Below are 18,688 nucleotides of genomic sequence, written 5' to 3' on the forward strand. Positions count from 1 at the left end.
AAATTGTATGTTTTTTGTAGGGGTAAAAATTTACAATTTGATAATTGCTTAATGTAAATTGCATAAGCGATTATCTGTATTCAAACACTACATAGTTAGTTGGTGGTATGTTTAGATAAATCGTAAATCAAATAATTAACTAAAAAAATAACTATGAAAAAATTAAAGTACATCATGGTATCGGTATTTGCAGTAATGATGAGCTGTGATGGTGATGACATTGATATTCCAGAATCGGTTACGCCTTCTAATCTTACAGTTAGTGCTCAAAATATGGGCGAAGGTGTATTTGACTTTTCAGCATCTGCAACGAATGCTAATTATTATCATTATGATTTTGGTGATGGTACCACTGCTTTAGAAACTTCTGGGGCAACTTCTAAAACCTATGAAGAAATAGGTGATAATATGTATACCGTTACCGTTACCGCAGGTTCTACTGAAGGTAAAAAGATTTCTGAGACTATAGATGTTTCTGTTTCATTAGCATTTACCGACACTGAAACGGTGACTTTCTTAACGAATGACAGTTCAAAAACATGGTTTTTGGCAGCATCTCAACAGGGTCATCTAGGACTAGGACCTGCAAGGGAAGGAATTGATGGAGATTGGTGGTACCCTAAATGGTTTTCTGCTTCTGCATTTGAAAAATGTGGAACGGAAGATTCTGATTGTCTTTGTGATGATGAGCTTACTTTTTCAGTAAATGAAAATGGAGGTTTAGTTTACACTTTAGATAATAAGGGTCAAACTTATTTTAACGTTGGTCATAAAGCCGTTGTAGGTGGTGGAGAAGATATTGATTTTTGTTATGATTTTGATACTTCGGGCGAAAAAGCAGTTCAACTTTCTGAAGTAGAGGGTAATGTTCCAGAGGGTGAGACAACCGGAATACAAATGACATTTTCTGATGGAGGTTTCATGGGATACTATGTAGGTTCTTCTGTTTATGAAATACTATCTATTAGTGATGATTTCTTATATGTAAGAACGTACGATACTGAGAATGCAGATTTAGCATGGTACCATAAATTTACTTCAGATGTTGCTGTTGATGGTGGTGAAGAAAGTCTTGAGACCATTTATACCAATTTAGTTTGGTCAGATGAGTTTGATGTTGATGGTGCACCAAACGCTGCTAATTGGGGTTATGACCTTGGCGCAGGTGGCTGGGGTAATGGTGAGGCTCAAACTTATACAGATGCAGCTGAAAACGTAAAAGTTGAAGACGGTGTTTTAAAAATCACTGCTATAGCTGGTGAGGGCGAAGCAGCTGTTCACTATTTTGACGAAATGACTTTGAGTGATGGAAGTGGCGGTACGCAAACTTTAGAAGATTTTGAAGGTGCAGCTCCTGTTTTTACTGGATTTGGAGGTGTTGGAACTGCAGTAATTGCAAATCCGGATCCTACGGGAGAGAATACTAGTGCTAATGTGGCAGAATCTACTAAAACTTTAGGTGCTGAAACATGGGCAGGTTCTTTCTTTGATTTGTCTGCACCGGTTGATCTTGTTGCTTACCCTAATATTAGTTTAAAAACATGGTCGCCTGCTACTGGAGCCAATATAATTTTGAAACTTGAAAATCAAGCTAATGCTGATGAGAATGTTGAGGTAAGTGTTAATTCAACTGTTGCTAATGCTTGGGAAACACTAAACTTTGATTTCACTGGTGTTCCAGTTGGTACTTATGACCGAGTTGTGTTGTTTTTTGATTTTGGTGTTTCTCCTTCTGGCGGAATTACTTCAGGTCGTATTAAATCTGAAAACTTATACGAGTTTACTTATGGTAGAGTTGAGATAAGAGCTAAGCTTCCATCTGCCGGAGGTACTTGGCCTGCATTATGGGCTTTAGGTGCTAATTTTGATGAAGTTGGTTGGCCTACAGCTGGAGAGATAGATATTATGGAACATGTTGGCAATAATAACAATACCATTAGTAGTGCATTACATTATCCTGGTAATTCTGCAGGTAATGCTATAGTGGGATCTACACCAGTTGAAAATGCAACTTCTGAGTTTCATAATTATACTGTAGAGTGGACACCTGATAGCATTAAGTTTGTTGTAGATGATCAGTTAGTTCATAACAGTTTTGTGAACAACGCTACAACACCATTTAACGCCGATTTCTTTTTGATAATGAATGTCGCTATGGGTGGTACATTAGGTGGTAGTATCGATGCGGAATTTATAGAAGATACAATGGAGGTTGATTATGTGAGAGTGTATCAATAATAGAAGTTTATTTTAAATTTTTAAAAGGCTATCGAAAATATTTTCGATAGCCTTTTTTATTTTATGTTTTAAAATTAATGAGTGTTATTGCTTCATATTATTTTACTCTGACACATATGAAATGATCTTGTGTTAGTAAAATGCTGAAATGAAAAAAGCCCCTTTTGCAAGAGGCTTTTTTATAAAGTAATTTTTTTCAATAAGGGTTTGGTTTTAAAAGATTAGACAATCCCTAGAAGGGCTAAAAAAGCTCCTACTACGACTACAGCTAAAAATGCATGCATTGCAATTACGAGCACGGATAGATAAGTTTCTACTCCGGTTTTAAATGATAAATTGTTCATAACATTACCTACTTTAAAGTTACATTACTAAAGTTAGCTGAATTAAGCAACAATTCCATATAAAATGTTGTAAAACTCTCATAATTAGCTGTATAATCCTACTTTTTAGTGGTTTAAGGTTTTTGAAATGTGCATTTCAACCTTGAAAAAGGTATCTTGTCGATATCTGAAATACAACACTCTATAAACTTTCACTACATATTGTAGCATTTGTCGGTAATGTTATGGTAACATCTATTTAATTAGATTCAACCAATCTGCTACACCTGCCAAGGGTACTGATAATAGTATTATTACTAAGCAGGTAATCATTAATTTAAGAAATCCGTTGAGTATTTTAACTCCTGAAGTTAGTTCTTGTTCCATAATCATTGTTCTATTGTTCTGCTTTCAATATGGTAGATCTAACCTAAAGTGCTGTTAAATAGGAGGGTAAAATCGATTAACGTATAGAAAGTATCTGTATAAAGTATGTTTTCTATACAATAACTAGTAGTTATGAAAATGGTTTACTAAATAATATAGGGGGTAGTTAATTGAATATAATTTAATTATTCGATGTTAAAACTGCATTTAATTTAGAAACAATACGTTCGGTGGCACCAGCTTTTTCTTTGATGTAGCCTGTGTTTATACGACTGGTTTTTGACCTGTAGTTATTATCTTCAAAGCACTTATCTGCATGCTCTTGAAATTCATTATCGTTCTTTATAGAAATGACACCTCCTAGTTGTACCAATTCTTCTGCCTCGGCAAATCCATCATACTGTGGACCTATAATAACCGGGATACCGAAGACAGCTGGTTCTAATGTATTGTGTAATCCTGTAGCAAAACCGCCACCTACATATGCGATGTTGGCATAGTTATATACTTTGGTCAAAATACCTATGGTGTCAATAACGATTACATCATATTCAGCTAAAGGTGCATTCTCCATTTCTGTATAGCGTATTACTTTTTTGTCAATAGCTGCTATAATCTCTTCAATATGATTGTCTTTAATGGTGTGCGGAGCTATAACAAACTTGATTGGGTGTATGTTGTTATTAATGTAATTTATGATGATTTTTTCGTCTTCTGCCCATGTGCTTCCCGCTACAAAGCAGTACTTATCATTTTTAAAGTGGATCATGAAATCTAATTCGTTGTCACGTTCTACTATTTCACTTACTCTATCAAAACGAGTATCCCCGGCAATGGTTACATTAGTGTATCCAACGGAATTTAATAATGATTTCGATTTTTCGTTTTGCACAAAAAAGTGCGAGAAGTTATTTAATGCGTTACGCATAAAACCACCATACCACTTAAAATAAATTTGATTGTCTTTAAATAATGCTGAAATTAAATAGGTTGGAGTATCAGCTTTTTTTAAGGCATTTAAGTAATTAGGCCATATTTCATACTTTATAAAGATGGCAATATCTGGGTGTGCGGCTGTCAAAAAGGACTTTACTTTCTGCTTTGTATCCATTGGTAGGTAGCAAATAACATCAGCTATTTTGCTATTCTTTTTTACTTCGTATCCTGAAGGAGAAAAAAAAGTAATTACTATTTTATGTTTAGGATGATGAATTTTTAATTGTTCAATAACAGGTAGTCCTTGTTCGTACTCGCCTAAAGATGCTGCATGAATCCAAATAACGCTGTCGTCTTTTGAGATAGACTGCTTAATTAACGAAATAGTTTCTTTTCTGCCCTTTACAAATAGCGATAGTTTTGAATTCACCAATGCCAATACCTTTAAAATGGCAGATGCGCTTATGACAAGAAGATTATAGAGAAAGTTCAAACAGATGCTTTTAAGCTAAATTACGTTTCTTCCATAAAATTAGTGTCGTCTGTTTCGTATTTTTGTACGACTTCATGTAATTACAACAGATGAAAAAGATACAAATGGTAGACCTAGGTGGTCAATACCAAGAAATTAAAGATCAAGTAAATACTTCTATAACTCAAATTTTAGAAACGTCGGCATTTATAAACGGACCGGAGGTTCATGCTTTTCAGAAGGAGCTAGAAGATTACCTTCAGGTCAAGCATGTTATACCATGTGCCAATGGCACCGATGCTTTGCAAATAGCAATGATGGGTTTAGGTTTGAAACCTGGTGATGAGGTTATTACAGCAGATTTTACTTTTGCTGCAACAGTTGAGGTCATTGCATTGTTACAGCTGACTCCGGTTTTGGTAGATGTTTATCCAGATACGTTCAATATCAATATAGAAGCTATAGAAAAAGCAATAACGCCAAAAACGAAAGCTATTGTTCCCGTTCATCTTTTTGGTCAATGTGCTAATATGGATGCTATACTTGAGTTGGCAAAAAAACATGATTTATTCGTTATTGAAGATAATGCTCAGGCAATTGGAGCTAAATATCTTTCAAAAGATGGTGCAAAGCACATGGCAGGTAGTATGGGTAATGTAGGTGCAACATCTTTTTTTCCTTCTAAAAATTTAGGTTGTTATGGTGATGGTGGAGCAATTTTCACCAATGATGATGAATTAGCTCATACCTTACGTGGCATTGTTAATCATGGTATGTACGAACGTTACCATCATGATGTAGTTGGTGTTAATTCAAGATTAGATTCTATACAGGCCGCAGTGTTGAGAGCTAAATTACCTAAGCTAGATGGTTATTGCGATGCAAGAAGAAATGCCGCTCGTGCGTATTCAAAAGCATTTGAGGGTCAAGAACATATTATTACGCCAGTAACGGTAAATAATTGTGAGGGAATTTGCGATGTGTGTGATTGTCATGTTTTTCATCAATATACTTTGAGAATTACAAATGGTAAAAGAGATGAATTAGGGCAATTTTTAGCTAAAAATGAAGTTCCTTTTGGTGTCTACTACCCAATTCCGTTACATAAGCAGAAAGCTTATCTAGATGATCGATATAAGGAAGAAGATTTTCCTGTGACGAACCAGTTGGTAACAGAAGTAATGTCTTTGCCTATGCATACAGAATTAGATGAAGAACAGATTAACTACATAACTGAGTTAATTATCGGATTTGTAAACGGGTAGTGGTGTAGTTTTTTAAATTTGATAACGTTCAAACAGCATTATAAATGAAAGTATTAGTAACAGGCGGATTAGGTTTTATTGGTTCTCACACAGTAGTGGAGCTTCAAAACAAAGGGTTCGAAGTGGTCATTATAGATGATTGCTCTAACTCTGATGAAAATGTACTTTATGGTATTAAAGCTATCACAGGTAAAAAGCCGCTTTTTGAAAAGCTAGATTTAAAAGAAAAACATAAGGTTGAAGACTTTTTTCAACGTTATCAAGATGTTGCTGGCGTTATACATTTTGCTGCCTCTAAAGCAGTAGGCGAAAGTGTTGAGAAACCATTGTTGTATTATGAAAACAATATTGGTACGTTAGTTTACATATTAAAAGAACTTTGTAGAAAGAACAAGGCTAGTTTTATTTTTAGCTCTTCTTGTACTGTTTATGGTCAGGCAGATAAAATGCCAATTACAGAAGACGCTCCTGTTAAGGTTGCAGAATCGCCATATGGTAATACCAAGCAAATGGGCGAAGAGATTATTGCAGATACTTGCAAAGTAACGCCAAGCTTAAATGCGATTGCATTGCGTTATTTTAACCCTATGGGTGCACACCCAAGTGGAGAGATTGGTGAATTACCAATAGGTGTTCCTCAAAACTTAGTACCTTTTATTACGCAAACTGGTATTGGATTAAGGGATCAGTTATCCGTTTTTGGAGATGATTACCCTACTCCAGATGGTACATGTATTAGAGATTATATTTATGTGGTAGATTTGGCTAAAGCCCATGTTGTTGCATTAGAACGTTTGATGAACGGAAAAAACGAATCTAATTTTGAAGTTTTTAATGTTGGTACCGGAACTGGTAGTTCGGTATTAGAGGCGATAAAAAGTTTTGAAAAAGTTTCTGGACGAAAATTGAACTATAAAATAGTTGATAGAAGACCAGGTGATATTACCAGTGCTTATGCAGATACCACTAAAGCAAATAAAGTTTTAGGATGGAAAGCAGAATATACTTTAGAGGAAGCTATGAATTATGCGTGGATCTGGGAACAGAAAATACGTGACTGATTTTTTCAGGTTTAACAATATAAATAAGGGGAAATATGGCTATATTTCCCCTTATTTAATTTAAAGACCACCTCTTATGAAAAAAACATTATTTCTTTTAGTTTTACTGGTATTTACAGGCGTAACTGCACAAGACTCATATCTTCAATGCGGTAAAATTGTAGATGTTGAATCGGGTAAAATCTTGTCTGAGAAAACAATTGTTATTTCAGGTAACAAGATTATAGAAATTAAAAATGGTTATGTAGCTGGCGGTGATCAAGATCAGGTGGTAGATTTAAAGTCTAAGACTATTTTACCAGGTTTTATAGATATGCATGTGCACATTGAAAGTGAGTCTAGTCCGTCAAGATATTTAGAGGCTTTTACCATGAATGAAGCTGATGTCGCATTTGAATCTACCGTATATGCCAAAAGAACATTAATGGCCGGTTTTACAACCGTACGTGATTTAGGTGGGTCAGGAGTAAATATTGCCTTGAAGAATGCAATTAACAAAGGTACTGTTGTTGGTCCACGTATTTTTACAGCAGGTAAAGCACTTGCTACCACGGGTGGTCATGCAGATCCTACTAACGGTAGAAGTAATGAATTAATGGGTGATCCGGGACCAAAAGAAGGTGTAGTCAATTCACCCGCAGATGGCAGAAAAGCGGTTCGCCAACGTTATAAAGATGGTGCAGATGTAATTAAGATAACTGCAACTGGTGGTGTTTTAAGTGTTGCTAAAAACGGTCAGAACCCTCAGTTTACTATTGAAGAAATAAAAGCAATTACAGAAACAGCTAAAGATTACGGTATGCTTACAGCTGCTCATGCACATGGTGATGAAGGTATGCAAAGAGCAATTTTAGGAGGAATTAAAACTATTGAGCATGGTACATTGATGTCAGAGGAAACGATGGAATTAATGATTAAGCATAATACCTATATGGTACCTACGATATCTGCAGGTCAAGAAGCGGCTAGGTTGGCAAAAATACCAAACTACTTACCACCTGTTGTAGCTAAGAAAGCTTTGGAGATTGGTCCTAAATTGAATGCAACTTTTGCAAAGGCGTATAAAAAAGGGGTGAGCATCGCTTTTGGTACCGATTCTGGTGTGTCGCCTCATGGAGATAATGCTAAAGAATTTCTCTACATGAACAAAGCAGGTATGCCTATCATAGAAGCGTTACGTTCAGCTACAATTACAAATGCAATGCTTTTAGGCGAAAAAGAATTAGGTCAAATCAAAGAAGGTTATTTAGCCGATATAGTTGCTGTAAATGAAAACCCGTTAGATAATGTAGAAACATTAACGGATGTAGTTTTTGTTATGAAAGAGGGTGTTGTGTATAAGCAATAATCTTTTAGATTACTTTCTGTTTGATGGAGTAAAGAATGTAGGTGTGACATGAAGTTAAATGTTGATAATAGTGAGCAATTAATGCAGGTTGCTATTGGTGATTCTCTTTTTGATAAATTGAAGCATCAGGTGGAGAAGGATTTTGTTCTTGCCAACATACCCCTGCAAATAACTGAACCATTAGGTCAATCTGAGTTTATAGCGCTTATTCGTGAGAAGGTGTATTACTTAATGATGGAGCATTTTGCTGAATATCTAAACTTAATGTACATCATAGATATTCCAGAAAGTGCATTTCATAATATTGAAATTACCGATACTGTAGATGTGGCAGATCAGGTCACATTATTGATTTTAAAGCGGGAGTATAAAAAGGTGTGGTATCGTAATCGATATCAATAATGTTACTTTATACTTTTATGTATACTCCTTTCTTATCCATAATATAACCAACAAGCCAGCAAGTAAACATAATCCATAAGGCAAATAACAGCGAGCCGAAATAATCACCAGCTGTGGCGATGAAAATATTATCTGCTATCCAGTTATAAGCGTTTGTGCCATTTATGGATGTCTCTGCTAAGCTGATAATGAATAATTCTGATAATAGGTAGATGAATAGGGTGTTTCTACCAAAGACCTCGAAGAAGTAGGTCCATTTGCCGGGTTTGGACATATCTAATAGATAGATTAAAACGGCTATGATAAATATGTCAATTCCACTAGTTAATAATACAAACGAGCTAGACCATAATTTTTTATTGAACGGGAATATTAAATCCCATGCAAATCCTGCTACAACAAGAAGACCTGCAATCATTATAAGTTTTGCAATGGTTTCAAAATTCTGACCGCTCTTTTGAATGAATTTTCCGGTAAAATATCCTGCAATAACATTTACTATAGCAGGTAAGGTGCTTAATAATCCCTCGGGGTCAAAAGCTACGCCGCCATTACCATGATACATATGGTCTGCACCAATTAAGAATTTGTCAAGTTTTAATACGGCATTCCCTGTCAATGATAAGTCGCCGAATACCAACAGTATAATATGATACCCTACTAAAGCCAAAGCGCTAAAGATCAAAACAAATTTTGTTTTAAAATAATATAGTAGAATTGATGCAAATAAGTAGCATAGTGCAATTCGCTGTAATACTCCGAAAATTCTGGTTTCGGCAATCGGTTTTAAACCACCATCTTCAAAAAATGGAAACCAATACATTAAAAAACCTAGTATAAAAATGATAGAAAAGCGTTTAAATACCTTTTTCAAAAATGCACCACTACCTTCTGCTTCGTATTTTTTCATACTAAAACTCATGGCATTACCAACAACGAACAAAAAAGTAGGAAAGACTAAATCCGTAAGTGTAAATCCGTTCCAAACGGCATGTTTTAAAATTCCGAAACTAGTGTCTCCATTTCCGGGGGAGTTCACTATAATCATAAGCGCAACATCCATCCCCCTAAAAACATCCAATGAAAGATATCGGTTTTTTAATTTATTCATATTGGTTGGTTTGGTCTTATGAAAGATAACGATTAATTAAAAATAAACACGTACAAATGGCATTAGTGCATTACCGTAAATGCTTTTGTTATCGTCATATAGTAAATCGTAGCGTATACCAAATGTTACATTTCTGTTGCTGTAACCTGCGCCAATAAAAAAAGCTGGTAGCCAATAGTTGTCTTCTATATCTATGGTCGTTGTAGCTATAGTTCTATTTATACGTAATTGTTCAAACTCTGCAGAAAGCTGTATTTGTGGAATTGGATTATATAGTGAGAGAACACTGCCGCCATAAGCCAGTAATTTATCTTCATCGAACTTTGCATAATTGAAGCTTAAGCTTGCACCAGATGCAAATTGATCGTTAAATTGATAAATAGCACTTGGTGCAATTGATCCATTAAATCCATTATTTGTAAAACCTAAGCCAATACTTCCACCAAATCTTACGTTATTCCAGAAATCAGCATTGGTTTTTGAAGATTGAGCAAGAGAGAAAGTGATATTTAATGTTGCTAGCCCTATAAAAATTAATTTTTTTAAGCTCATATGATGATTTTGTTTTAAAGTTTCGTTTTTTTCAATAATACAGGCCATTCTATCGTTAGATATTGTAAATGTTGTATTTTTGTTAGAAATTTATTCTAAAGATACAGAAAGTAATTCATGGATAAATATTCCTTTTTAAATACCGTTCATACCTCTTTTTTTTCAGAGTTATACGATAAGTACTTAGTAAATCCAGATAGTGTAGAGCCAAGTTGGAGAGCCTTTTTTCAAGGATTCGATTTTGGAATGGAGAGCTCTTTAGATGAGCTGGAAATCGATGAAAATCGCACTACAGTTGTAGTAAATGGCCACTCGAGTGAAATGCCAGAATCTCTTCAAAAAGAGTTTCAGGTAATTCGATTAATCGATGGTTATAGAAGCAGAGGTCATCTGTTTACTAAAACAAATCCCGTACGTGAGCGAAGACATTACGAACCAACTTTAGAAATTGAAAACTTCGGATTAGCTTCGTCTGATCTCGATACTATTTTTAATGCAGGTGACGTAATTGGTATAGGTCCAAATTCTTTAAAAGAGATTGTTAGACATTTACAAAGTATCTATTGCGATGCTATTGGTGTAGAGTATATGTATATACGAAAGCCAGAGCGCGTTAAATGGATTCAAGATTGGATAAATGTAAATGACAATCATCCGAATTTCGAGCCAGATCGTAAAAAGCACATTCTTAAGAAGCTTAATCATGCTATTTCTTTCGAAACTTTTTTGCATACTAAATATGTAGGGCAAAAAAGATTTTCTTTAGAGGGAAATGAATCGTTGATCCCTGCCTTAGATGTAATTGTAGAGCGCGCCGCTGAAATGGGTGTGAAGCAATTTGTTATGGGTATGGCACACCGTGGTAGATTAAATGTGCTTACCAATATATTTGGCAAATCGGCTAAAGATATCTTTAGTGAGTTTGACGGTAAAGATTACGAACAAGAGATTTTTGATGGAGACGTTAAGTATCACTTAGGTTGGACCTCTGATAGAAAATCTGATAACGGAAATAAAATTAAGATGAGTATTGCTCCTAATCCATCTCACTTAGAGACGGTAGGTGCAGTTGTTGAAGGTATTGCTAGAGCAAAACAAGATGCTGATTATCAAGATGATATTTCTAAGGTTTTACCTATTGTAGTTCATGGTGATGCTGCAATAGCAGGTCAAGGTTTGGTCTATGAAGTAGTTCAAATGGCTGGTCTTGATGGGTATAAGACTGGTGGCACCATACATATAGTTGTAAACAACCAAATTGGGTTTACTACGAATTACTTAGATGCTAGAACGTCTACTTATTGTACCGATGTTGCTAAGGTAACATTGAGTCCGGTATTACATGTTAATGCAGATGATGCAGAGGCGGTAGTACACGCATCTCTTTTTGCGTTAGAATATAGAATGCGCTTTAAGGGTGATGTATTTATAGATTTGTTAGGATATAGAAAATACGGGCATAATGAAGGTGATGAGCCAAGATTTACACAGCCTAAATTATATAAAGCAATATCAAAGCATAAGAATCCAAGAGATATCTATGCGGAAAGACTGATTCAAGAAGGTGTTATTGATGGCACTTATGTAAAGCAGTTAGAAAAACAGTATAAAGATTCTCTAGAAGAAAAATTAGAAGATTCACGTAAAGAAGATAAAACTGTAATTACACCGTTCATGGCAGATGAATGGAAAGGTTTTGAAAATGTACGTGAGTGGGAAATGATGGATGCGGTGAATACTAAATTCACTAAAACTAAATTGAATAAAATTGCCAAAGTAATTACGGCTTTACCAGAAGGTAAAAAGTTTTTACGTAAAGTTGAGAAATTGGTTAAAGACAGATACAATATGTATTTTGAAGCCGATAATCTTGACTGGGCAATGGGAGAACTTTTGGCATACGGGTCTTTATTAGAAGAAGGTTATGCGGTTCGTATGTCTGGACAGGATGTAGAGCGTGGTACCTTTTCTCACCGTCATGCGGTAATGAAAGTTGAAGAAAGTGAAGAAGAGGTTATTTTATTAAATCACCTTTCTGAAAAGCAAGCTAAATTTCAAATATACAATTCACTATTGTCAGAATATGGTGTGGTAGGTTTTGACTATGGTTACGCCATGGCTAGCCCTAATACATTAACTATTTGGGAAGCACAATTTGGAGATTTCAGTAATGGAGCTCAAATTATGATTGACCAGTATATTTCTGCGGCAGAAGATAAGTGGAAGCTTCAAAACGGTTTGGTAATGTTATTGCCACACGGTTATGAGGGGCAAGGTGCTGAACACTCTTCTGCGAGAATGGAGCGTTACTTACAATTGTGTGCTAAGGATAATATGTATATAGCAGATGTGACTACACCAGCACAAATGTTCCATATTCTTCGTAGACAAATGAAGTCTAATTTTAGAAAGCCATTGATCATATTTACTCCTAAGAGTTTGTTGAGACATCCAAGGGCGGTATCTAAAATTGCTGATTTAACCGGTGGTGGTTTCCAAGAAGTAATAGATGATGAAACTGCAGATGCTAAAAAGGTAAAAAGTTTAGTATTCTGTACAGGTAAGTTCTATTATGATTTGCTAGCTGCTAAAGAAGAGAACAATAGAGGTGATGTTGCTTTGGTAAGGGTGGAGCAGTTGTTTCCTATACCGGAAAAACAAATGAATGCGGCTATTGCAAAGTATAAAAATGCAGATGACGTGGTGTGGGCTCAAGAAGAACCTAGAAACATGGGTGCATGGAGCCATTTATTAACGCATTTTGATGAGGCTCGAAATTTTAGAGTAGTGTCTAGACGTTTTTATGCGGCACCTGCAGCAGGTAGTTCTGTACGTTCAAAAGCACGTCACCAACAAGTTATAGATTACGTCTTTGACAAGACAAAGGACAATATGTCCAAACCTAAAAAATAATATAACATATCAAATTATAGAAAGAATGATTCTAGAAATGAAAGTCCCTTCGCCGGGAGAGTCTATCACAGAAGTAGAGATAGCGGAATGGTTAGTTGAAGATGGGGATTATGTAGAAAAAGATCAAGCAATTGCAGAAGTAGATTCAGATAAGGCTACTTTAGAATTGCCTGCAGAAGTAAGTGGTATAATTACATTGAAAGCAGAAGAAGGTGATGCTGTTGCCGTTGGTGCTGTTGTTTGTTTGATAGACACAAGTGCAGCGAAACCAGAAGGTGCGGCAGACGCATCTAGTGCTCCGAAAGAAGAGAAAATAGAAGCGCCTAAGGCTGAGAAAGCTCCTCAGCCAGCTAAAGCTAAGGAAACTTATGCTTCGGGTGTGCCTTCACCGGCAGCAAAGAAAATACTTGACGAAAAAGGAGTGGATAGTAAATCTGTTTCTGGTTCAGGTCGTGATGGAAGAATTACTAAAGAAGATGCTGTAAGTGCAGTGCCTTCTATGGGATCGCCTACTGGCGGTAACCGTGGTGAGACTCGTTCAAAACTTTCCATGTTAAGAAGAAAAGTCGCTGAAAGATTGGTGTCTGCAAAGAATGAAACAGCTATGTTAACCACTTTCAACGAAGTGGATATGAGTGCTGTTTTTGAACTTAGAAGTAAGTACAAGGAAGCTTTTAAAAGTAAACATGGTGTTGGATTAGGATTTATGTCCTTCTTCACAAAAGCTGTGGTTAGAGCTTTAGAAATGTATCCTGCCGTTAATTCTATGATTGATGGTAAAGAAATGGTGTCTTATGATTTCTGTGATATTAGTATTGCAGTGTCTGGACCAAAAGGATTAATGGTTCCTGTAATCAGAAATGCTGAAAACTTAACATTTAGAGGTGTTGAGGCAGAAGTTAAAAGGTTGGCCTTAAGAGCTCGTGATGGCGAAATTACGGTTGATGAAATGACAGGTGGTACATTTACTATTACTAATGGTGGTGTATTCGGTTCTATGTTGTCTACGCCAATTATCAACCCGCCACAAAGTGCTATTTTAGGTATGCATAATATTGTGGAAAGACCAATTGCTCGTGATGGAGCTATTGCAATTGCACCTATAATGTATGTTGCAGTTTCTTATGATCACCGTATTATTGATGGTAAAGAATCTGTTGGTTTCTTGGTAGCTATAAAAGAAGCTTTGGAGAATCCTGAAGAGTTATTGATGGATAATAATGTAAAGAAAGCTTTAGAAATGTAAATTTTCTAAAATTTGATATATGTAAAAAGCGTTGGGTAGTCTCAACGCTTTTTCTTTTTTAAATAGATACACTTTTTATTGTAATCTATAATTGCCTTCGATTTTTTTAGAATATCAGCTCCTATAATCCCGTCTACTGGTTCTGCATTGTGGGCAGTTAAAGCTTCATTAACATGTTTAAGGTCGAAAAGTACTATCTCTAGTTTTTTATACTTCCAAGAATTGATGTCAATCGTATTCTTTTTAGAAACTAAGGTTTCCATATTAGTTGCACCTGCTCCCGCAGCTTTAATGATAGATTCTTCAGAAATTAATTTGAAATGATTAATACGGTCCATTCCGATACATGTATTAGATGCTCCGGTATCTAAAATAAATCGTCCAGGCACAGAATTTATTTCTGCACAAATTTCAAAATGGTCGGTAGCAGTCAAAACTAAAGGTATGCGCACGTAATCTTTATCCTTCAAAAACTTTTTGAGGGTACTCATAATTCATTTTTTTCAAAGATAAGCCTATTTTTGCGGCATGATAATAACCGATACGCATACCCATTTATATAGTGAGGCTTTTGATGATGACCGAAAAGAAGCAATACAGAAAGCCATTGATTTAGGAGTAGAGCGATTTTTTATTCCTGCTATAGATTCTACCTATACAGAAAGCATGTTGGCTTTAGAAAAAGAATTTCCGGGTCATATGTTCTTGATGACGGGCTTGCATCCCACGCATGTGAAAGAAAATTTTGAGGAAGAGCTAGCGCATGTTGAAGAAATGTTGGGTAAGCATACCTATTATGCGATTGGGGAGATAGGAATTGATCTGTATTGGGAAAACAAGTACTTAAAAGAGCAGCAAATTGCTTTTAGAAAGCAAATACAAATAGCGAAGAAGCATAAATTGCCTATCGTTATTCATTGTCGAGACGCTTTTGAAGAGGTTTTTGAAATACTAGAGGAGGAGAAAGGAGATGATTTAAGAGGAATTTTTCATTGCTTTACCGGTACATATGAGCAGGCAAAAAAAGCAATATCATATAATATGAAGTTGGGTATAGGTGGTGTAGTGACTTTTAAAAACGGTAAAATAGATACTTTTTTAAAAGAAATTGATTTAAAACATATTGTGCTAGAAACCGATTCTCCTTATTTAGCGCCTACACCTTATAGAGGTAAGAGAAACGAAAGTGCTTATATAGTTAATGTGCTTGAGAAGCTGGCAGACATTCATAGTGTACCTAATGAACAAATAGCTTTAGAGACTACGAATAACTCTAAAGAAGTTTTCGGAATTTAATAATCAACTAAAAGGCAGAGTTTTGGGTATAGAGAAAAGAAATATTTTATTGATTTATACGGGTGGTACTATAGGTATGATGAAAGATTATACCTCAGGGGCACTTAAGGCTTTTGATTTTTCGCAATTGTTGAAGAATATACCAGAGCTAAATCAATTAGATTGTACGATATCTAGTTTTTCTTTCGAACACCCTATCGATTCATCTAATATGAATCCGACGCATTGGGTCACAATAGCTGATATTATTGCAGGGAAATATAACGAGTATGATGGTTTTGTAGTATTACATGGTAGTGATACTATGAGTTACACAGCTTCTGCTTTAAGCTTTTTGCTTGAAAATTTGACAAAACCGGTGATATTGACAGGTTCGCAATTACCAATTGGAGATTTAAGAACCGATGCCAAAGAAAATTTAATAACTGCCATACAAATTGCTGCTTTGTATAAAAAAGGTAAGCCAGTTATACAAGAAGTCGGTCTCTATTTTGAATATAAATTGTATCGTGGTAATAGAACTACGAAGATAAATGCAGAGCAATTTCAAGCTTTTGCATCATTAAATTACCCTCATTTAATTGAATCGGGAGTGCATTTGACCGTTTTTAATGAATATTTATTGCCTCAAAAAAGAAAATTAACGTTAAAATCTCATAGAAATATGGACGATAATGTGGCTATTTTGAAAATATTTCCGGGAATTAACAAAAATGTTATTGATGCAATTTTGCAAGCTGAAAATTTAAAAGCGTTGGTTTTGGAGACGTATGGTTCTGGAAATGCGCCGATGGAAGAATGGTTTTTAGAGAAATTGAATAATGCAATAAATAAAGGTATACATATTATTAATGTTACACAGTGTTCTGGTGGCGCCGTTATGATGGGGCATTATGAAACGAGCTCTAGGCTTAAGAAAATGCAAGTAATTAATGGTAAGGATATTACAACTGAGGCTGCTATTACAAAGGCAATGTACTTGCTCGGTAGTGGTGTGTCTCATGAGTTGTTTAAAACTGTTTTCGAGACTTCTTTACGAGGAGAGATGGTATAAATTTAACAGTGGTTTAATTTTTTAAACTAATATTTTTTTTGTTATTTGCCCACCCTTAAAAAAGGTATCTTAGAGAGGTGGCCGAGTGGTCGAAGGCGCACGCCTGGAAAGTGTGTATACCCCAAAAGGGTATCGAGGGTTCGAATCCCTTCCTCTCTGCAAGTAAGTTTTACTTTTTTTATATTGTTTTTTTTTTATCTTTAACCCTATTAACTAACTAATTTAAGTTCAGAAAAATGAAAAAATTATTCCCAAGCCTAGCAGTCGCTGGGGCATTTGTAGCAGGTACAAATATTGTAAGTGCAAAAGTAGCAGCAGTAGCGTTGCTAGTTCAAGAAGGAGCTCCTGAAGCGGAAAGAGGATTTACTCAACTATTAAAAGAGATGTTCATTACTGGTGGTGCCGGTTTCATGGGTATCGTACTTTTATGTTTGATCCTTGGTTTGGCAGTTGCTATTGAAAGAATTATTTATTTGAACATGGCTAGCACAAATTCTGCCAAGTTGAAACAACAAGTTGAAGACGCATTGGCATCTGGTGGTGTTGAAGCTGCAAAAGAAGTTTGTAGAAATACAAAAGGTCCTGTTGCTTCTATATACTACCAAGGTTTAGATAGAGCTGGTGAGAGCATCGAGTCTGCTGAAAAAGCGGTTGTTGCTTATGGTGGTGTTCAAATGGGTCAATTAGAGAAAAACGTTTCTTGGTTGTCTTTATTTATCGCTATTGCTCCAATGCTTGGTTTCATGGGTACGGTAATTGGTATGATCGCAGCCTTCCAAAAGATTGCAGCTGTTGGTAACTTAAGTGCATCTCTTATTGCAGGTGATATTCAGGTTGCATTATTAACAACTGTATTTGGTCTTATTACGGCTATTATCCTTCAAATTTTCTATAATTACATTATCGCTAAAATTGATAGCATCGTTAATGATATGGAAGACTCTTCGATTACTTTAATCGATATGTTGGTAGATCACAAAAAATAAGTATCACTTTTAATACCTAAAAATTATGCAAAAAATTATTAAAATAGCATTAATTGCTATAGGTGTATTAAGTGCTATACTATGGTATTTATTACCAAGTTCAGATATGCCGGCAGCTGAGGCTGCTTCAAGTGGAGCTTTGAACACAATGTTTATTATTACTTATCTTTTATTAGGTATAGCGGTTGTAGTAAGTTTAGTGTTTACTCTAAAAAACTTATTTGCAAACCCACAAGGTCTTAAAAAGACATTGTTCGTAGTAGGTGGTTTTTTATTAGTAGTTGGAATTTCTTATGTTTTAGCAAGTGGAACGGATGTTGATCCAGAATTCGCAGCTATGACAGATGAAGGTACAGTGAAGAATATTGGAATGGGATTGAATGTATTTTTTATCCTTACAATAATCGCAATACTTTCTTTAGTAGTACCAGCTGTTAAAAACATGTTTAGTAAATAATAAAATAAAGAACTATGGCTAGAAGAGCAGGAGCACCAGAAGTTAGTGCGGGTTCAATGGCGGACATAGCTTTCCTTTTACTTATCTTTTTCTTAGTAACAACTACTATTGAAACAGATGCAGGTTTGGATCGTATGTTACCACCAATGGAGCCACCTACGGAAGCACCACCAATTATTAAGCAAAAGAACATTTTTACGGTTAATATTAACCGAAATGGTCAATTGTTGGTGGAAGATGAGATTCTTTCAATAGATAAATTGCGTGAAAAAGCAATGGCGTTTTTAGATAACGGTGGAGCACCATCAGGAAGTCCTGATTATTGTAGCTACTGTAAAGGAAAGCGTAATGCTGAATCTTCGGATAATCCGATGAAAGCAATTATCTCTTTAAAGAATGATCGTGAAACAAAGTATAGTACTTACATAACAGTTCAAAACGAATTGGTAGGTGCATACAACGATCTTAGAAATAGAGAAGCTAAGCGTTTATTTGGTAAAGATTATGTTGCTATGGAAGCTGAGTATTTGAACCCTGAAACTGATGATTCTGTTAAAGAAGAATTGAAAGAAAAGGTACAAAGAATACAAGGTTTGTTTCCGCAGAAATTATCTGAAGCTGAAACTTCAAGCGAATAATTA

Annotated in this window: 18 protein-coding genes and 1 tRNA gene; 13 read left to right on the forward strand and 6 right to left on the reverse strand. The window is 35.5% G+C overall.

The annotated features are described in order from the left end of the window. The first annotated feature begins 153 nt into the window (after positions 1-153). Positions 154-2,238 (forward strand): family 16 glycosylhydrolase, encoded by a 2,085-nt coding sequence (locus Q0871_RS15890; protein ID WP_299325404.1) that lies wholly within the window; start codon positions 154-156, stop codon positions 2,236-2,238. Positions 2,239-2,459: 221 nt separating this feature from the next. On the opposite strand, the gene Q0871_RS15895 is transcribed toward Q0871_RS15890, so the two are convergent. The 3 genes from Q0871_RS15895 to Q0871_RS15905 all read right to left on the reverse strand — a co-directional run bounded on the left by Q0871_RS15895 (position 2,460) and on the right by Q0871_RS15905 (position 4,377). Beyond that, positions 2,460-2,582 (reverse strand): hypothetical protein, encoded by a 123-nt coding sequence (locus tag Q0871_RS15895; RefSeq protein WP_262493301.1) that lies wholly within the window; start codon positions 2,580-2,582, stop codon positions 2,460-2,462. A gap of 234 nt (positions 2,583-2,816) precedes the next feature. Beyond that, on the reverse strand, positions 2,817-2,948 hold the full coding sequence (locus Q0871_RS15900) for a hypothetical protein (RefSeq protein ID WP_299325405.1): 132 nt from the start codon (positions 2,946-2,948) through the stop codon (positions 2,817-2,819). A 181-nt stretch (positions 2,949-3,129) separates the two neighbouring features. Next, positions 3,130-4,377: a glycosyltransferase N-terminal domain-containing protein gene (locus Q0871_RS15905; RefSeq protein WP_299325406.1), complete on the reverse strand. Its 1,248-nt coding sequence runs from the start codon at positions 4,375-4,377 to the stop codon at positions 3,130-3,132. An 89-nt stretch (positions 4,378-4,466) separates the two neighbouring features. On the opposite strand from Q0871_RS15905, the gene Q0871_RS15910 reads away from it, so the two are divergent. The 4 genes from Q0871_RS15910 to Q0871_RS15925 all read left to right on the forward strand — a co-directional run bounded on the left by Q0871_RS15910 (position 4,467) and on the right by Q0871_RS15925 (position 8,432). Then, positions 4,467-5,621 (forward strand): DegT/DnrJ/EryC1/StrS aminotransferase family protein, encoded by a 1,155-nt coding sequence (locus tag Q0871_RS15910; RefSeq protein WP_299325407.1) that lies wholly within the window; start codon positions 4,467-4,469, stop codon positions 5,619-5,621. Between the two features lie 44 nt (positions 5,622-5,665). Continuing rightward, positions 5,666-6,682, forward strand: coding sequence for a UDP-glucose 4-epimerase GalE (gene galE, locus Q0871_RS15915; protein WP_299325408.1), 1,017 nt, complete (start codon positions 5,666-5,668; stop codon positions 6,680-6,682). 76 nt (positions 6,683-6,758) lie between these two features. Next, positions 6,759-8,030, forward strand: coding sequence for an amidohydrolase family protein (locus Q0871_RS15920; protein ID WP_299325409.1), 1,272 nt, complete (start codon positions 6,759-6,761; stop codon positions 8,028-8,030). A 48-nt stretch (positions 8,031-8,078) separates the two neighbouring features. After that, complete coding sequence (locus tag Q0871_RS15925) at positions 8,079-8,432, forward strand: hypothetical protein (protein ID WP_299325410.1); 354 nt, start codon at positions 8,079-8,081, stop codon at positions 8,430-8,432. Positions 8,433-8,439: 7 nt separating this feature from the next. Here the strand turns inward: Q0871_RS15925 and Q0871_RS15930 are convergent, their stop codons facing one another. Next, positions 8,440-9,543, reverse strand: coding sequence for an acyltransferase family protein (locus Q0871_RS15930; protein WP_299325411.1), 1,104 nt, complete (start codon positions 9,541-9,543; stop codon positions 8,440-8,442). Between the two features lie 36 nt (positions 9,544-9,579). After that, positions 9,580-10,095 (reverse strand): alpha-ketoglutarate decarboxylase, encoded by a 516-nt coding sequence (locus Q0871_RS15935; RefSeq protein WP_299325412.1) that lies wholly within the window; start codon positions 10,093-10,095, stop codon positions 9,580-9,582. A 117-nt stretch (positions 10,096-10,212) separates the two neighbouring features. Here Q0871_RS15935 and Q0871_RS15940 point away from each other — a divergent pair, with 117 nt between their 5' ends. Both Q0871_RS15940 and odhB read left to right on the forward strand, forming a co-directional pair. Then, the gene (locus Q0871_RS15940) at positions 10,213-13,008 is read left to right on the forward strand and encodes a 2-oxoglutarate dehydrogenase E1 component (RefSeq protein ID WP_299325413.1); all 2,796 of its coding nucleotides are present in this window, start codon (positions 10,213-10,215) and stop codon (positions 13,006-13,008) included. A gap of 25 nt (positions 13,009-13,033) precedes the next feature. After that, positions 13,034-14,254, forward strand: coding sequence for a 2-oxoglutarate dehydrogenase complex dihydrolipoyllysine-residue succinyltransferase (gene odhB / locus Q0871_RS15945; RefSeq protein ID WP_299325414.1), 1,221 nt, complete (start codon positions 13,034-13,036; stop codon positions 14,252-14,254). Positions 14,255-14,295: 41 nt separating this feature from the next. Here odhB and Q0871_RS15950 read toward each other — a convergent pair whose 3' ends face one another. Then, the gene (locus Q0871_RS15950; protein WP_299325415.1) at positions 14,296-14,745 is read right to left on the reverse strand and encodes a retropepsin-like aspartic protease; all 450 of its coding nucleotides are present in this window, start codon (positions 14,743-14,745) and stop codon (positions 14,296-14,298) included. Between the two features lie 37 nt (positions 14,746-14,782). On the opposite strand from Q0871_RS15950, the gene Q0871_RS15955 reads away from it, so the two are divergent. From Q0871_RS15955 to Q0871_RS15980, 6 genes are all read left to right on the forward strand, one after another. After that, on the forward strand, positions 14,783-15,550 hold the full coding sequence (locus tag Q0871_RS15955; RefSeq protein WP_299325416.1) for a TatD family hydrolase: 768 nt from the start codon (positions 14,783-14,785) through the stop codon (positions 15,548-15,550). Positions 15,551-15,572: 22 nt separating this feature from the next. Next, positions 15,573-16,604 (forward strand): asparaginase, encoded by a 1,032-nt coding sequence (locus Q0871_RS15960; RefSeq protein ID WP_299325417.1) that lies wholly within the window; start codon positions 15,573-15,575, stop codon positions 16,602-16,604. Between the two features lie 71 nt (positions 16,605-16,675). Continuing rightward, positions 16,676-16,763 (forward strand) — tRNA-Ser (locus Q0871_RS15965). 77 nt (positions 16,764-16,840) lie between these two features. Beyond that, the gene (locus Q0871_RS15970; RefSeq protein ID WP_027065007.1) at positions 16,841-17,590 is read left to right on the forward strand and encodes a MotA/TolQ/ExbB proton channel family protein; all 750 of its coding nucleotides are present in this window, start codon (positions 16,841-16,843) and stop codon (positions 17,588-17,590) included. Positions 17,591-17,615: 25 nt separating this feature from the next. Then, positions 17,616-18,047, forward strand: coding sequence for a hypothetical protein (locus Q0871_RS15975; RefSeq protein WP_299325418.1), 432 nt, complete (start codon positions 17,616-17,618; stop codon positions 18,045-18,047). A 14-nt stretch (positions 18,048-18,061) separates the two neighbouring features. Next, entirely contained in the window at positions 18,062-18,685 is a 624-nt protein-coding gene (locus Q0871_RS15980) for a biopolymer transporter ExbD (protein ID WP_299325419.1), read from the forward strand. The last annotated feature ends 3 nt before the right edge of the window (positions 18,686-18,688 follow it).

The organism is uncultured Maribacter sp., assembly GCF_947500985.1.
Taxonomy (GTDB): Bacteria; Bacteroidota; Bacteroidia; order Flavobacteriales; family Flavobacteriaceae; genus Maribacter.

Bases quoted from the DNA above. Each gene is read 5' to 3' on its own strand.
- Q0871_RS15890 (WP_299325404.1), top strand. From the start codon at position 154: ATGAAAAAATTAAAGTACATCATGGTATCGGTATTTGCAGTAATGATG.
- Q0871_RS15895 (WP_262493301.1), bottom strand. From the start codon at position 2,582: ATGAACAATTTATCATTTAAAACCGGAGTAGAAACTTATCTATCCGTG.
- Q0871_RS15900 (WP_299325405.1), bottom strand. From the start codon at position 2,948: ATGGAACAAGAACTAACTTCAGGAGTTAAAATACTCAACGGATTTCTT.
- Q0871_RS15910 (WP_299325407.1), top strand. From the start codon at position 4,467: ATGAAAAAGATACAAATGGTAGACCTAGGTGGTCAATACCAAGAAATT.
- galE (WP_299325408.1), top strand. From the start codon at position 5,666: ATGAAAGTATTAGTAACAGGCGGATTAGGTTTTATTGGTTCTCACACA.
- Q0871_RS15920 (WP_299325409.1), top strand. From the start codon at position 6,759: ATGAAAAAAACATTATTTCTTTTAGTTTTACTGGTATTTACAGGCGTA.
- Q0871_RS15925 (WP_299325410.1), top strand. From the start codon at position 8,079: ATGAAGTTAAATGTTGATAATAGTGAGCAATTAATGCAGGTTGCTATT.
- Q0871_RS15930 (WP_299325411.1), bottom strand. From the start codon at position 9,543: ATGAATAAATTAAAAAACCGATATCTTTCATTGGATGTTTTTAGGGGG.
- Q0871_RS15935 (WP_299325412.1), bottom strand. From the start codon at position 10,095: ATGAGCTTAAAAAAATTAATTTTTATAGGGCTAGCAACATTAAATATC.
- Q0871_RS15940 (WP_299325413.1), top strand. From the start codon at position 10,213: ATGGATAAATATTCCTTTTTAAATACCGTTCATACCTCTTTTTTTTCA.
- odhB (WP_299325414.1), top strand. From the start codon at position 13,034: ATGATTCTAGAAATGAAAGTCCCTTCGCCGGGAGAGTCTATCACAGAA.
- Q0871_RS15950 (WP_299325415.1), bottom strand. From the start codon at position 14,745: ATGAGTACCCTCAAAAAGTTTTTGAAGGATAAAGATTACGTGCGCATA.
- Q0871_RS15955 (WP_299325416.1), top strand. From the start codon at position 14,783: ATGATAATAACCGATACGCATACCCATTTATATAGTGAGGCTTTTGAT.
- Q0871_RS15970 (WP_027065007.1), top strand. From the start codon at position 16,841: ATGAAAAAATTATTCCCAAGCCTAGCAGTCGCTGGGGCATTTGTAGCA.
- Q0871_RS15975 (WP_299325418.1), top strand. From the start codon at position 17,616: ATGCAAAAAATTATTAAAATAGCATTAATTGCTATAGGTGTATTAAGT.
- Q0871_RS15980 (WP_299325419.1), top strand. From the start codon at position 18,062: ATGGCTAGAAGAGCAGGAGCACCAGAAGTTAGTGCGGGTTCAATGGCG.